The organism is Arthrobacter sp. BK1, assembly GCF_056680055.1.
On record NZ_CM155263.1, the window covers coordinates 2,763,562 to 2,777,606 of the forward strand.

Sequence of the window (14,045 nt, forward strand, 5' to 3'; positions counted from 1 at the left end):
CCGACATTCTTTGACATTGTCTCACTGGCGAGGCGTCTTCGCGGCAGCGGCTCATCAGGCGTCGTCGTCCAAAGCGATCAGATGCCGGGCGGTTGCCTCGTCCAGGATCAGGTCCGTGGCAAGTCCGGCCGCGAGTGCGCCCCGCAGACCGTTGATCTTGGAAGCCCCGGATACCACACAGATTCGGCGCCGGACCTGCCTGAGCTGGGAAAGGGAAGGGCCGGTGGAGCGCTCATTGAGGACAATGCCGTCGGAGGATCCGTCGCCGCGAAAGAATACCGTCGCCACGTCTCCCACCACATCCGATGTTGCAAGGATGTTCAGGTCCGCCTCGTCCAGGTAACCGCCGGAGTAGACATGGCTGGGATAATCAGCATCCACTGAACCCACTCCGAAGATAGCCATGGTCATCTTCGCCTGAAGATCGAGAATCCGCTGGATGCTGCGCTCGTTCCACATGGCTGTCTTAGTGGCCGCGTGGTCAAAAAACGCCGGGACTGGAAACTGCTCCACCCTGGCGTCATAGGCAGTGCCGAACCGGCGCATGATGTCACTCGCATAGGTAATGCCCGTCGTGTGCATGTTTCCTGCGCCGTTCAGTTGAACGATGACGCTGCCGTGCGTGCTCTTCTTCGCCAGGTGGCGGCTGACAGCGCTGAGGGTGGAACCCCAGGCGACGCCGACGGTCGCGTTGGAATCGACCAACGGTCCGATGGTACGCGCCGCCTGCTTGGCCACGCGGTCAAGGGTCTCCGCCTCATTGAGTGTTTCGAGTACCGGAACCACATGCACGTCCACGTCATACCGCTGGCGAATACGCCCCGCAAGTTCGGGGCCCGTGTCCAGGGGATTGCGGATCTGGATCTGGACCAAGCCGGTGCCGCGGGCGGCGGACAGCAGCCGGGATACCGTGGAACGCGAAGTCCTGAGCTCCCTTGCGATTGCATCCATGGTGAGGTCCTGCAAGTAGTACATTTGTGCAGCCCTGAGGGCCTCCGTATGCCGGTTGGGGTCAAGAAGAGGGTCCATCACACGTCCATTCTGCACATTCGTGCACAGCCATTGACTTCAATTTTCAATACTTCAAACAATAGAGGTGAAGGCGGCCCGGAGGGCAGCCCGCATCCCACACTCTCAAGGAGTCGTTTTGGTGCCCAAAGATCCAACCGCCCGTCCGTCTGCCAGTGCAGCCGGGCGGGAATCGGTAACGAACCTGCGGCTTAGGCCGCACGCGCGGGTGCTGGTGGTGGGCGGCGGCATCAACGGGGTGGGCACTTTCCGGGACCTTGCCTTGCAGGGCGTTGACGTGGCCCTCGTTGAGCGCGGGGACTACTGCCAAGGCGCCAGCGGAGCTTCATCCCATATGATCCACGGCGGCATCCGCTACCTGGAGAACGGCGAGTTCCGCCTGGTCCAGGAATCCGTGGCGGAACGCAACCGGCTGCTGCGGATCGCTCCGCACTATGTGAAGCCGCTGCAAACCACCATCCCCATTTTCAGCACCTTCTCCGGCGTTCTTTCAGCGCCGGCGCGGTTCCTCACCCACAAGCAGCAGGGTAAGCCGAAGGAGCGTGGCGCGTTCCTCATCAAGCTCGGCCTCAGCCTCTATGACTCCTTCTCCAGGGACGGCGGCACGGTGCCGCGGCACCAGTTCGCCGGCCGCAAGCGCGCCCTGGCCGAACTACCCAGCCTGCGCCCCGACGTTAAGTACGCCGCCACATATTTCGATGCTTCCGTGCACAACCCCGAACGCCTCACCCTTGACGTGCTGCAGGACGGCGAAAAGGCGGGCCGGGCCGGTTCGTCCATCGGCCAGAGCAGCAGCGCCCGGGCCAGCAACTACGTTTCCCTGCAATCCATGACCGCAGAGCCCAACGCCGGTACCGGCAGGGGCGGCACCGTTCGCCTGCGTGACGAACTGACCGGGAAGGACTTCGACTTCACCGCGGACGTCATTGTGAACACCACCGGTGCCTGGGTGGACCTCACCAACGACGCGATGGGAACAGCCTCGTCATTCATGGGTGGCACGAAAGGCTCACACATCGTCCTGGACAACCAGGAACTCCTGGACGCGTGCCGGGGCCGGGAAATCTTCTTCGAACACACCGACGGCCGCATCGTTCTCATCTACCCGATGGGAGACCGGGTCCTGGTGGGCACCACCGACGTTTATGCCGACATGGCGCAGGACGCAGTCTGCACCGAGGATGAAATTGCGTACTTCTTCGACCTGATCGGCCACGTGTTTCCCGCCATTCCGGTGAATCAGGAGCAGATCGTGTACACGTTCTCCGGGGTGCGGCCTCTGCCCCGGCACGATGCCGCCCAGCCCGGTTTCGTCTCACGCGACTACCGCATCGAAAGGCGCGGTCCGAAGGACAACGGAACGGGCGCCGTCGTACTGAGCCTGGTAGGCGGCAAATGGACCACCTTCCGCGCGCTGGCCGAACACATGACCAACGATGTCCTGACAGAACTCGGCATGACACGAAAAGTATCTACAGCCCAGCTGGCTATCGGCGGCGGGGCCGGCTTCCCCGCCGACGAAGCGGGGGAGCAGGAGTGGATCAAGGCACACCTGACCGCAGGACGGGATGCGGACCGCACCGCCGGCCTGCTGACCCGCTACGGAACACGGGCGGAAGAAGTCATGGCATACCTCGACGCCGGGCCGGACCGGCTTCTGCGTGCGACCCACGAGCTCAGCGTGCGCGAGCTGGAGTTCATGGCCGCCCATGAGCAGGTGGGGCACTTGGTGGATGTCCTCATCCGCAGGACCTCCCTGGCCTTCCGGGGGCTTGTCACCGGCGAACTCCTGAACGAAGCAGCTGAGGTACTGGGCGATTCCCTGCAGTGGGACGCGGCGGCCCGCGCCGGTGAGATCCGGCATGCCCAGGACGTACTGAAGCGGTTCCACCGGGTAGAAATACACAGTCTGGTTGCCTAGGCCGGCTGCCCGCAAAGCCGCTGCACCTAGTATGAAAAGCGATCACCGGACAAGGACGTCACCATGAACCAGTACGTAATCGCCCTCGACCAGGGCACCACCAGCACCAGGGCCATCATCTTTGACCACCAGGGAGCCATCGTGTCCTCCGGTCAGAGGGAACACGAGCAGATCTTCCCCAGGGCGGGGTGGGTGGAGCACAACCCTGCCGAGATCTGGACCAATACCCGTGAGGTGATTGCTTCCGCACTATCGAAGGCGAACGTGACGCGGCACGATATCGCTGCCGTCGGGATAACGAACCAGCGTGAGACCGCCGTGGTGTGGGACAAGACCACGGGTGAGGCCGTCTATAACGCGATTGTCTGGCAGGACACACGGACGCAGGACATTGTGGACGAGCTGGCGATGGACGGGGGAGTTGACCGCTTCAAGACGAAGGTGGGGCTGCCGCTCGCCACCTACTTCTCCGGCACCAAGATCAAGTGGATCCTGGACAATGTGGACGGCGCACGTCAGCGGGCCGACGCCGGTGACCTGCTGTTCGGCACCACCGATTCCTGGGTTTTGTGGAACCTCACCGGCGGAGTGGACGGCGGCGTCCACGTCACCGACGTCACCAACGCCTCCCGCACCCTGTTCATGGACCTGGAAACACTGCAGTGGGACGACGAAATCCTGGACATTTTTGGTGTTCCCCGGTCCATGTTGCCGGACATCAGGTCCTCCTCCGAGGTGTACGGCACCGTCCACACGTCCCAGCTGCTGCGTGAAGTTCCAGTGGCCGGCATCCTCGGCGACCAGCAGGCGGCCACGTTCGGCCAGGCGGCGTTCAATGCGGGGGAGGCCAAGAACACCTATGGCACCGGCTGCTTCCTGATCTTCAACACCGGTGAGGAGATCGTCCACTCCAGTAACGGACTGCTGACCACCGTCGGGTACAAACTGGGGGACGCAGCACCGCACTACGCGCTGGAAGGCTCCATTGCCGTCACCGGGTCCCTGATTCAGTGGCTGCGAGACAACCTTGGCATGATCGGGAACGCCGCCGAGGTGGAAACGCTCGCCGCGGCGGTGACGGACAACGGCGGGGTGTATTTTGTGCCGGCGTTCTCCGGCCTGTTTGCCCCCTATTGGCGGTCGGACGCCCGCGGGGCCATCGTGGGCCTGACCCGGTTCGTCAACAGGAACCACATCGCCCGGGCAGCGCTGGAAGCCACAGCGTTTCAGACCCGCGAGGTGCTCGACGCCGTGAACGCAGACACCGGCGTGCCGCTCACAGAGTTGAAGGTCGACGGCGGCATGGTGGCCAACGAGGCGTTGATGCAGTTCCAGGCGGACATCCTCGGTGTTCCGGTCATCCGTCCCCAAGTGGTGGAAACCACCGCCCTGGGCGCCGCCTACGCCGCAGGCCTCGCCGTCGGCTTCTGGAAGGACCTGGGCGAACTGAAAGCCAACTGGTCCGAGGACAAGCGCTGGGAACCGCACATGGACCAGGCCGAACGTGAACGCCAACTGCGGCTCTGGAAAAAGGCAGTCACGAAGTCCATGGACTGGGTTGACGAGGACATCAACTAAGCCCGGCATTTTGACGCAGCGATGGGCTCTTGGCGGGAACATGATCGCCCCGCTACGCTCTGGGAGAACCGGCCTGATTTCCCGTCTCCCACCCCGATGAATCCCCAGCCAGCGGACGTAAACTGACCTTCGCACCACCTTTGTGGACACTGTGTCAGGTTGGAGCCCGGATGCTCTGGAAACTGCTTGTCGAATACCTGCGGCCGCACCGGCAGCTGCTGATCGCCGTCGTCGTTTTCCAGCTGGCGCAGTCCATCGCGTCGCTGTACCTCCCCACCCTGAACGCGGACATCATCGACGAGGGTGTGGCCAAGGGGGACACCGGGGTCATCCTGAGCCTGGGCGGCCTGATGCTGGCGATCACGCTGCTGCAGATCATCTGCGCCGTGATTGCCGTGTACTTTGGCGCCAAGGCCGCCATGGGTGCAGGCAGGGATCTGCGTGGCGCCATTTTCGCCCGCGTGGGGCAGTTCTCCGAGCAGGAAGTGACCAAGTTCGGCGCGCCCAGCCTGATCACCCGCTCCACGAACGATGTCCAGCAGGTCCAGCAGCTCGTCCTGATGGGTGCCACCATGATGGTGGCCGCGCCCATGCTCGCCATCGGCGGGGTGATCATGGCGATCCGGCAGGACGTGCAGCTGTCCTGGCTGATCGCCGTCGCCGTACCGGTGCTGCTGATCGCCGTGGGGTTCATCATCGTCCGGATGGTGCCGCTGTTCCGGAAGATGCAGAAGCGGATCGACACCGTGAACCGGGGGCTCCGCGAGCAGCTCACCGGCATCCGCGTGGTGCGGGCGTTCGTGCGGGAGGACATCGAGACTGCCCGTTTCACCCAGGCGAACGACGACGTCACGGACACCGCGCTGCGTGCCGGCCGGCTGATGGCACTCGCCTTCCCCGTGGTGATGCTGGTGCTGAACGTCTCCAGCGTGGCGGTGATCTGGTTCGGCTCGTTCCGGATCGAGGACGGCTCCATGCAGGTGGGCACGCTCATCGCGTTCCTGAGCTACCTGATGCAGATCCTGATGTCCGTCATGATGGCCACCTTCATGGCCGTGATGATCCCGCGCGCCGCGGTCTCGGCGGACCGGATCGGCGAGGTGCTGGGCACCGAATCGAGCGTCCGGCCGCCGACCAATCCCCTGAGCAGCGCCGTGCGCCGCGGGGAACTGGAGATGCTGGACGCCGGATTCGCCTACCCGGGTGCCGACCAGCCCGTCCTGTCCAATATCAGCTTCACTGCCAAGGCGGGGCAGACGACGGCGATCATCGGCGCCACCGGTTCCGGCAAGACCACCCTGGTGAACCTCATGCCGAGGCTGTTCGACGCCACCTCCGGCTCCGTGCGGATCGACGGCGTGGACGTACGCGAGCTGCACCCGGACCTGCTCTGGGGGCACATCGGCCTGGTCCCGCAGCGGCCCTACCTGTTCACCGGGACCGTGCGCAGCAACCTGCAGTACGGCAAACCGGATGCCACCGAGGACGAGCTCTGGTCAGCGCTGGAGATCGCCCAGGCCCGGGACTTCGTGGAGGAGATGGAGGGCGGGCTCGATGCGCCCATCTCCCAGGGCGGCACCAACGTCTCCGGCGGGCAGCGGCAGAGACTGGCCATCGCCCGGGCACTGGTGAAACGGCCCGAGCTGTACATCTTCGACGACTCGTTCTCATCGCTGGACACCGGCACGGACGCGCGCCTGCGCCGGGCCCTCAGGCGCAGCACCGCCGGCGCCACGCTGGTGATCATCGCCCAGCGCGTGTCCAGCATCGTGGATGCCGACCATATTCTAGTGCTCGACGGCGGCAGGATCGTGGGGCACGGAACGCACAGTGAACTGCTGGAGACCTCGGAGACGTACCGCGAGATCGTCTCCTCCCAGCTGTCTGCGGAGGAGACGGTATGAGCTCCCCGCACCGGCCGCCGTCGGGCGCTGGTTCCCCCAACACCCCCGCGCCAGGCGGAACCGCAGGTGACCCCAAAGCCGGTCCCGCCGTCGTCGAACGCATTCCCCGACCGGCAGGCGGACCCGGACGTGGCGGGCCGTTCGCCGGGATGAACGTCCCGGCGGAGAAGGCGATGAACTTCGGGCCGTCGGCCAAGCGGCTGCTGGGGACCCTGCGTCCGGAGCGGGCGTGGCTGCTGCTGGTGCTGGTGATGGGGATCGCGAGCGTGGCGCTGTCGGTGATCGGGCCGCGGCTGCTGGGGGAGGGCACCAACCTGATTTTCGCCGGGGTGGTGTCGCGCGAACTGCCCGCCGGGGCGACCAAGGAGCAGGTGATCGCGCAGCTGCGGGCCGCGGGGCAGAACCAGCAGGCGGACATGCTTACGCCGATGGCGCTGACGCCGGCGGAGGGGATCGACTTCGCGGCGCTGTCCAGTGTGCTGACGTGGGCGCTGGTGCTGTACCTGCTGGCGTTGGTGTTCATGTGGGTGCAGGCGTATGTGCTGAACGGGGTGGTGCAGCGGACGGTGTTCGGGCTGCGCGAGGAGATCGAGGCGAAGATCCACCGGCTGCCGCTGCGGTATTTCGATTCCATCCAGCGCGGTGAGCTGCTGAGCCGGGTGACGAACGACGTCGACAACATCTCCCAGAGCCTGCAGCAGACCATCAGCCAGGCGGTCACGTCCGTGCTGACGGTTGTGGGTGTGCTGGTGATGATGTTCATCCTCTCGCCCACGCTGGCGCTGATCGCGCTGGTGACCGTGCCGCTGACGCTGGGGATCACGGCGCTGATTGCCAAGCGCTCGCAGAAGCTGTTTGTGGCGCAGTGGAAGCACACGGGGGAGCTGAACGGGCAGATCGAGGAGACGTACACCGGGCATGCGCTGGTGAAGGTGTTCGGCCGGCAGCGCGAGGTGGAGGAGCGGTTCCGGCAGAAGAACGTGGAACTCTACGACGCGAGCTTCGGCGCGCAGTTCATCTCCGGGCTGATCATGCCGGCCATGACGTTCATCGGGAACCTGGTGTACGTGGGGATTGCCGTGGTGGGCGGGCTGCAGGTGGCGTCCGGGGCGATGCAGCTGGGCGATGTGCAGGCGTTCATCCAGTACTCGCGGCAGTTCACCATGCCGCTGGCCCAGCTGGGGTCCATGGCCAACCTGCTGCAGTCCGGGGTTGCTTCTGCGGAGCGGGTGTTCTCGCTGCTGGACGAGGACGAGCAGTCACCGGATCCCGCTTCCGGGGGTTTCTCGCCGGACGGGGCCGGGCAGGGGCGGCTGGTGTTCTCGGACGTCTCGTTCTCGTACTCGCCGGACAAGCCTCTGATCTCCTCTTTGTCTCTGGTGGCGGAGCCGGGGCAGACGGTGGCGATTGTGGGCCCGACCGGTGCAGGCAAGACCACGCTGGTGAACCTGATGATGCGGTTCTACGAGATCGACGCCGGCCGGATAACGCTCGACGGCGTGGACATCACCTCGGTGCCGCGGCGTGAACTGCGCTCGCGGCTGGGGATGGTGCTGCAGGATACGTGGCTGTTCGGCGGGACCATCCGGGACAACATCGCGTACGGCCGGCCCACTGCTACCGAGGCGGAGATCATGGAGGCTGCTACGGCCACCTACGTGGACCGGTTCGTGCGGACCCTGCCGGAGGGGTACGACACCGTGCTGGAGGACGAGGGCGCCAACGTGTCGGCCGGCGAGAAGCAGCTGTTGACGATTGCGCGGGCGTTCCTGGCCCGGCCGTCGGTGCTGATCCTGGACGAGGCGACGTCCTCCGTGGATACTCGCACAGAGGTGCTGGTGCAGAAGGCGATGAGTGCGCTGCGGTCCGACCGGACTTCATTTGTGATCGCGCACCGCCTGTCCACCATCCGGGACGCCGACCTCATCCTGGTGATGGAGGCCGGCCAGATCGTGGAGCAGGGGACCCACGCTTCGCTGCTGGCTGCGGGCGGAGCTTACGCGCGGCTGTACGAGGCGCAGTTCGCGGCTCCGGTGGCGGAGGTTTAGGGAACGGGCGCGGCCTCTTGAGACCGCGCCCGCTGGAAAGTACCGCCACTGGATGGCAGTTACGTCTCCTTATCTGGGCGTTTCGTCGGCCGGAGAGCCTACGGCAGCCTTCACTGCAGCAACGAGAGAGTGGACGTCGGTCTCGGTGGTGTCCCACGAGCACATCCACCGGACTTCCCCGCGTGCCTGGTCCCAGTCATAAAAACGGAAGGATTCCCGGACTTTCCCCGCTGCCCCGGGTGGAAGGACGGCAAAGACGCCATTCGATTGTGTGGCTTGCGTTAGCGAGACGCCGTCAATGGCCGAGATTCCTTTGCTGAGACTTTGAGCCATCTCGTTGGCGTGGCGGGCGGAGCGCAGCCACAACCCATCTGTTAACAGGGCTATGAGTTGCGCAGAGACAAACCGCATCTTTGAGGCCAGCTGCATGTTCATCTTGCGCAGGTAGCTCATGCCTGGGTCGGACTCTGGGTTGAGCCAGATGACGGCTTCGCCGAACAGCAGCCCGTTCTTGGTGCCGCCAAAAGACAGGACGTCGACACCGACGTCAGTGGTGAACGCCCGCAAAGGAAGCCCGAGATGTGCGGCCGCGTTGGCCAGCCTTGCTCCGTCCAGGTGCAGTTTCATTCCCTTCGCATGGACGTGTTCAGCAATCCGTTGGATTTCTTCCGGCGTGTAGCAGGTGCCCAGTTCGGTGGTCTGGGTGATCGACACGACCAGCGGTTGCGCCCGGTGCTCGTCTCCCCACCCCCAGGCTTCGGCGTCGATCAATTCCGGGGTGAGTTTGCCATCCGGTGTGGGGACAGGGAGGAGCTTTATCCCGCCGATCCGTTCCGGGGCGCCGTTTTCGTCGGTATTGATGTGCGCTGTTGCTGCGCAGATGACAGCGCCCCAACGCGGGAGCAGGGCTTGCAGGGCAAGGACATTGGCCCCTGTTCCGTTGAAGACCGGATAGGCGGTAGCAGCTGCCCCGAAGTGGGACTTGATGAGAACCTGAAGCGCTGCTGTGTAGACATCTTCGCCGTATGCAGTGACATGGCCTTCGTTGGCTGCCTGAACTGCTTCGATGATTTCGGGGTGCGCCCCGGCGTAGTTGTCCGAGGCGAAGCCCCGGTATGCGGGGTCGTGCAGGCGCCCCGCCAGTACCTGTGGGACGCCTGCTTTTGTCTCAACGCTGACGCTCATGCCGGTGCACCCGCGAGGTGGCCGGCCGTGAGGGGCAAGCGCTGCCCGTTGATCTGTTCTGCCTCCAGATCGAAGATCCGTTGTACAGCGTCGGCAAGGACACTGACATCGGTGTAGCCCGGAAATTTGCGTTCCGGCTGGGCTGCGCGCATCCGGTCATCGACCAGGGCCTTGACCACGAAGACCAGGGCGGCTGAGTGCTGAGCGGAGTGGGGGCTTTCATGTCCTCCCTGCAGGTTCCGGAATCCGTCGGCCACGGCCAGGGTCCATGCCTCGGCGGCGGACTTGACGGCGGCATAGGCGGCGCCGCCCGCTGTCGGCGTGGAGGCGGACTGTGCGGAAACGACGGCCAGGCGACCTGCAGGGGAGGCAGCCAAATCGTCGTAAAAAGCGCGGCTGGTGTTCCTCAGTGTGGTGAGGACGCTGGTGTGCAGAAAGTCCCAGTCTTCGTCCGTCTGGCCAGTGATGCCGGTACCGCCCCGCCACCCTCCCACAAGATGGATCAGGCCGTCCGCGGGACCCAGATCGTTCCGGACCGACGTCGCCAGGTCTTCAACGGCCGGCAGGTCCGCGAGGTTGCAGACGTAGCCCGTGACGTTGTTGTACGCGGCCGCGAGCTCCTGCACCCGGTCCTCAAGGATGTCCACCGCGGCCACGCGTGCCCCTGCCTGCGAGAGGGCACGGACTACCGCGGCGCCCGCGGCGCTTGTCGAACCGGCGACGACGACCGTACGCCCCGAGAGGTCCTGGCTCATGCGCCTGCCTCGCCGTCGGTCTTCACAGGGCTCTGCCCGGTGATCCCGGCAGTTGATTCAATGACGGGGCGCATCTTCTTCTCCAACGCTTCATAGAACATCGACAGCGGGAACTCGTCGTCCAGGACCTGGTCGGTCAGACCCTTGGGCGGACCGTCCAGTGGAAGGGCCTCTGGTCCCTTGGCCCACACGGAGGAGGGGTTTGGGGTGAGGGTTTCCGAGACGAGGTCATAGGCAGCGAGCCAGTGTGCGGTCTTCGGCCGGTCGATGGAACGCCAGTAGAGTTCCTCGATGCGGATTCCCAGTTCGACGACGACGCCGGCGACGTCCTTCCAGTCGATGCTGAGCTTCCCGTCGGTCCAGTGCAGGACCCGGTGCTGGTGCATCCAGGCGAACAGCAGTTGGCCGCCCACGGCGTCGTAGTTACGGACCCGGTTCCCGGTAATCGCGAAGCGGAAGATGCGGTCGAAGATGACGGCGTACTGGACCAGCTTGGCGTGCTTGCGCGCATCCTCCGAAGCGTTCTCGTCCTTCTCGATGATGACGGACTCGCGGAACGCGGTCAGGTCGCAACGGAGCTCCTCGAGGGAGTAGAGGAAGTAGGGCATGCGCTGCTTGATCATGAACGGGTCAAAGGGCAGGTCACCGCGCATGTGGGTCCGGTCATGGATCAGATCCCACATCACGAAGGTCTTCTCCGTGAGGTGCTGGTCGTCGATGAGTTCCGCGGCGTCAGCCGGCAGGTCCAGGGATGTGATGTCGGCAGCAGCTTTGAGGACTCGACGGAACCGGGCAGCTTCGCGGTCCGCGAAGATACCTCCCCACGTGAAGGAAGGGGTGCTCCGGACCGCTACGCTCTCGGGGAAGAGAACTGCGGAGTTTGTGTCGTAGCCGGGCGTGAAATCGATAAAGCTGATCGGGACGAACAGCTTGTTGGAGTAGTTTGTTGCCTCCAAGTCAGCCACGAATGAAGGCCAAATGACCTCGATGAGGACGGCCTCGAAGTAGCGGTTCGTGCTGCCGTTCTGCGTGTACATGGGAAACAGAACCAGATGCGGCAGCCCGTCGATGCGCCACTGCTCGGGGTGGAAGGCTACCAACGAGTCGAGGAAATCCGGTACGACGAAGCCCTCGGACGCCCACCGTTGGAAGTCCTGCACGAGCAGTTCAAGGTAGTCCGTGTCGTGGGGGAGGTGGTGGCGCAGATCGTTGATTGAGTCCGTAATGATGCCGACATTCCGGCGGGCCTGCTCATGGTCGGCGGGTTCCGGAACGGAACCGTCCTGTACTTGAACCTGATGCAGCCCGACGACGGCTGCCTTCAGAGCCTGCCATGCGGGAAGCGCCTTGAGGTCTTCTGCCCGGATGATTGTCGCTTCAGGGATTGCGATTACAGACATGCCCGTTCCTTCCGTTGAGGGGATTCCTGAAGAAGCTAGCAGTGCGTAAGCATCCGTGAATGATTCTTGCTGCTTGCATAAGAAATACTTGTGCTCGGGGACTGTTCTTCAGCGCGATGCCTGCGTCTGACCTGTGGGTCGGTGTTTTTAAGACGTCCCAGAAATGGCGCATCATGACGAATGAGCAGCGGTTTCGGGACGGGCAGAGGTTCGGCTACTGCCCCTGTGCCATCGGTGGAATTCTCCACTCCCGCCCGTCGACGCGCAATACCAGATCATCAGAGCTGCTTAGCCCCCGGGCGACGTCAGATCAGCAAATCTTGTGCTCAGGCTGGATTGCGGCCCCCTATGCCTAAGGACTTGACCCGTGGGACGTGCAACATTCCCCACGCCAAATGTCGCTTCCTTTGCGTGTGTTAGCTTGATCACCTCCTTCCCGGCCCGAGGGCTTAGGAAGGCCCAAATACACCGCAGCTACCTTTTCGGAGGCACCATGGGACTTGGCTCCCACACGCAAAGAAGTGCAGTCGCAGAAGCCTGCACCGGTCGAGCCGCTATAGGCACCGGGTACCAGACCCGGCCCGCAACGATGTCCCAGGGCGGTGCTGCATGACACCACCGAGCGGAACTCTCGCAGAAATCAAGCCCGTTGGAACAGAGGGGTCTTCCGTTGCGATAGCGGCAGAGCGCGCTTCCGGCGAATCCACTAACGAACTCAAGCGCGGGCTAAACCACCGCCATCTGCAGATGATCGCCATCGGCGGTGCGATCGGTACCGGGCTGTTTGTGGCCTCGGGCAGCACCATTTCCCAGGCGGGTCCCGGCGGCGCATTGGCCGGCTACGCGCTGGTCGGGCTGATGGTGTTCCTGTTGATGCAGTCACTGGGCGAAATGTCGGCCAAAATACCGGTTGCCGGTTCGTTCCAGTCCTTTGCCACCCGTTTCGTCTCCCCGTCCTTTGGGTTCGCGATCGGCTGGAACTATTGGTTCAACTGGGCCATCACTGTGGCCGCAGAGCTGGTCGCGGCCGGAATCATCATGGACTTCTGGTTTCCGGGGGTCCCGGGATGGGTGTGGGCCGGGATCTTCCTGCTGGTGCTGACCGGGCTCAATGCCCTCTCGGCGAAGGCCTTTGGTGAGTCGGAGTTCTGGCTCTCACTGATCAAGGTCAGCGCAGTGGTGCTCTTCCTGATCGCCGGCGTGCTGATGATTTTCGGCATCCTCGGGGACAACTCCCCGGGACTGAGCAACTGGGAAAACCGCGACGACGTGTTCCACGGGGGTTGGGTCTCGATCATCTCGGTCTTCATGGTCGCCGGGTTCTCCTTCCAGGGCACCGAGCTCGTTGGAGTCGCCGCCGGCGAAGCCAAGAACCCGCGCCGCGAGGTGCCGAAGGCTATCCGCACTGTCTTCTGGCGCATCATGCTTTTCTACATTGGCGCCATCTTTATCATCGGCTGCCTCATCCCGTTCACCGATCCGAGCCTGCTGGCCTCCGGTGAGTCCGATATTGCATCATCGCCCTTCACCCTGGTCTTCGATCGCGCCGGAATTGCCTTCGCGGCGGCCTTGATGAACGCCGTGATCCTGACCGCAATCCTGTCCGCGGGCAACTCCGGACTGTATGCCTCCACCCGGATGCTTTACGCCATGGCCCATGACGGCATGGCCCCGAAGATCTTCGGCCGTACCAATGCGCGCGGTGTGCCGATCGCGGCGTTGCTCGCGACGGCGGCCGTGGGACTCTTCGGGTTCCTCTCCGCGATCGTCGGCCAGGGTGCAGCCTACTCCTGGCTGCTGAACATGTCGGGCCTATGCGGCTTCATCGTCTGGGCGGGAATCGCGGTCTCCCACTACCGTTTCAGGCGCGGCTTCCTGGCCCAGGGAAACAAAGTAAGCGACCTGCCGTACAAAGCATCCCTGTTCCCCATTGGGCCACTGCTGGCATTCGCCCTGCTCATACTGGTTATCGCGGGACAGAATTACGAGGCTGTGCTTGCTGGACGGTCCGTGGAGGTGCTTTCCTCGTACATCGGGTTGCCTGTCTTCATCGTTCTATGGGTCGGTCACCGCTACATCACCAAGTCCAAAGTAGTGCCGCTGCTCGAGATGGATCTCACGGCACCTAAAGACGTCGAGGACGAAGCTAGGGGCGCCACCCAGTAACTAGGCCAGAAGGAGCGAAGCCGGGTGAGAACAGCACCCGGCTTCGCTCCTGTCGCAGG

The 14,045-nt window shown here is 63.9% G+C and carries 9 protein-coding genes; 5 read left to right on the forward strand and 4 right to left on the reverse strand.

Features of this window, described 5'->3' with window-relative positions:
* Positions 1–54: 54 nt before the first annotated feature.
* On the reverse strand, positions 55–1,029 hold the full coding sequence (locus AC1MCA_RS12565) for a sugar-binding transcriptional regulator (protein ID WP_479803379.1): 975 nt from the start codon (positions 1,027–1,029) through the stop codon (positions 55–57).
* Positions 1,030–1,147: 118 nt separating this feature from the next.
* Here AC1MCA_RS12565 and AC1MCA_RS12570 point away from each other — a divergent pair, with 118 nt between their 5' ends.
* The 4 genes from AC1MCA_RS12570 (at position 1,148) to AC1MCA_RS12585 (ending at position 8,480) form a co-directional block, all read left to right on the forward strand.
* The gene (locus AC1MCA_RS12570; RefSeq protein WP_479797729.1) at positions 1,148–2,950 is read left to right on the forward strand and encodes a glycerol-3-phosphate dehydrogenase/oxidase; all 1,803 of its coding nucleotides are present in this window, start codon (positions 1,148–1,150) and stop codon (positions 2,948–2,950) included.
* A 63-nt stretch (positions 2,951–3,013) separates the two neighbouring features.
* Positions 3,014–4,528 carry a glycerol kinase GlpK gene (gene glpK / locus AC1MCA_RS12575; RefSeq protein ID WP_479797733.1) on the forward strand — a complete coding sequence of 505 codons (1,515 nt, stop codon included), beginning with the start codon at positions 3,014–3,016 and terminating at the stop codon, positions 4,526–4,528.
* Positions 4,529–4,698: 170 nt separating this feature from the next.
* Entirely contained in the window at positions 4,699–6,432 is a 1,734-nt protein-coding gene (locus tag AC1MCA_RS12580) for an ABC transporter ATP-binding protein (RefSeq protein ID WP_479797735.1), read from the forward strand.
* Entirely contained in the window at positions 6,429–8,480 is a 2,052-nt protein-coding gene (locus tag AC1MCA_RS12585; RefSeq protein ID WP_479797737.1) for an ABC transporter ATP-binding protein, read from the forward strand. The genes AC1MCA_RS12580 and AC1MCA_RS12585 overlap by 4 nt, the downstream gene beginning before the upstream one ends.
* 69 nt (positions 8,481–8,549) lie before the next feature.
* Here the strand turns inward: AC1MCA_RS12585 and AC1MCA_RS12590 are convergent, their stop codons facing one another.
* From AC1MCA_RS12590 to AC1MCA_RS12600, 3 genes are read right to left on the reverse strand one after another with little or no spacing between them, the layout of a single operon-like run.
* Complete coding sequence (locus AC1MCA_RS12590) at positions 8,550–9,665, reverse strand: threonine aldolase family protein (protein WP_479797740.1); 1,116 nt, start codon at positions 9,663–9,665, stop codon at positions 8,550–8,552.
* Positions 9,662–10,420: an SDR family NAD(P)-dependent oxidoreductase gene (locus AC1MCA_RS12595; RefSeq protein ID WP_479797742.1), complete on the reverse strand. Its 759-nt coding sequence runs from the start codon at positions 10,418–10,420 to the stop codon at positions 9,662–9,664. Before AC1MCA_RS12595 ends, AC1MCA_RS12590 begins: the two co-directional genes overlap by 4 nt.
* On the reverse strand, positions 10,417–11,820 hold the full coding sequence (locus tag AC1MCA_RS12600; protein ID WP_479797743.1) for a DUF6421 family protein: 1,404 nt from the start codon (positions 11,818–11,820) through the stop codon (positions 10,417–10,419). Before AC1MCA_RS12600 ends, AC1MCA_RS12595 begins: the two co-directional genes overlap by 4 nt.
* Before the next feature lie 609 nt (positions 11,821–12,429).
* Here AC1MCA_RS12600 and AC1MCA_RS12605 point away from each other — a divergent pair.
* Positions 12,430–13,986, forward strand: a complete 1,557-nt coding sequence (locus AC1MCA_RS12605; protein WP_479797745.1) for an amino acid permease — start codon at positions 12,430–12,432, stop codon at positions 13,984–13,986.
* The last annotated feature ends 59 nt before the right edge of the window (positions 13,987–14,045 follow it).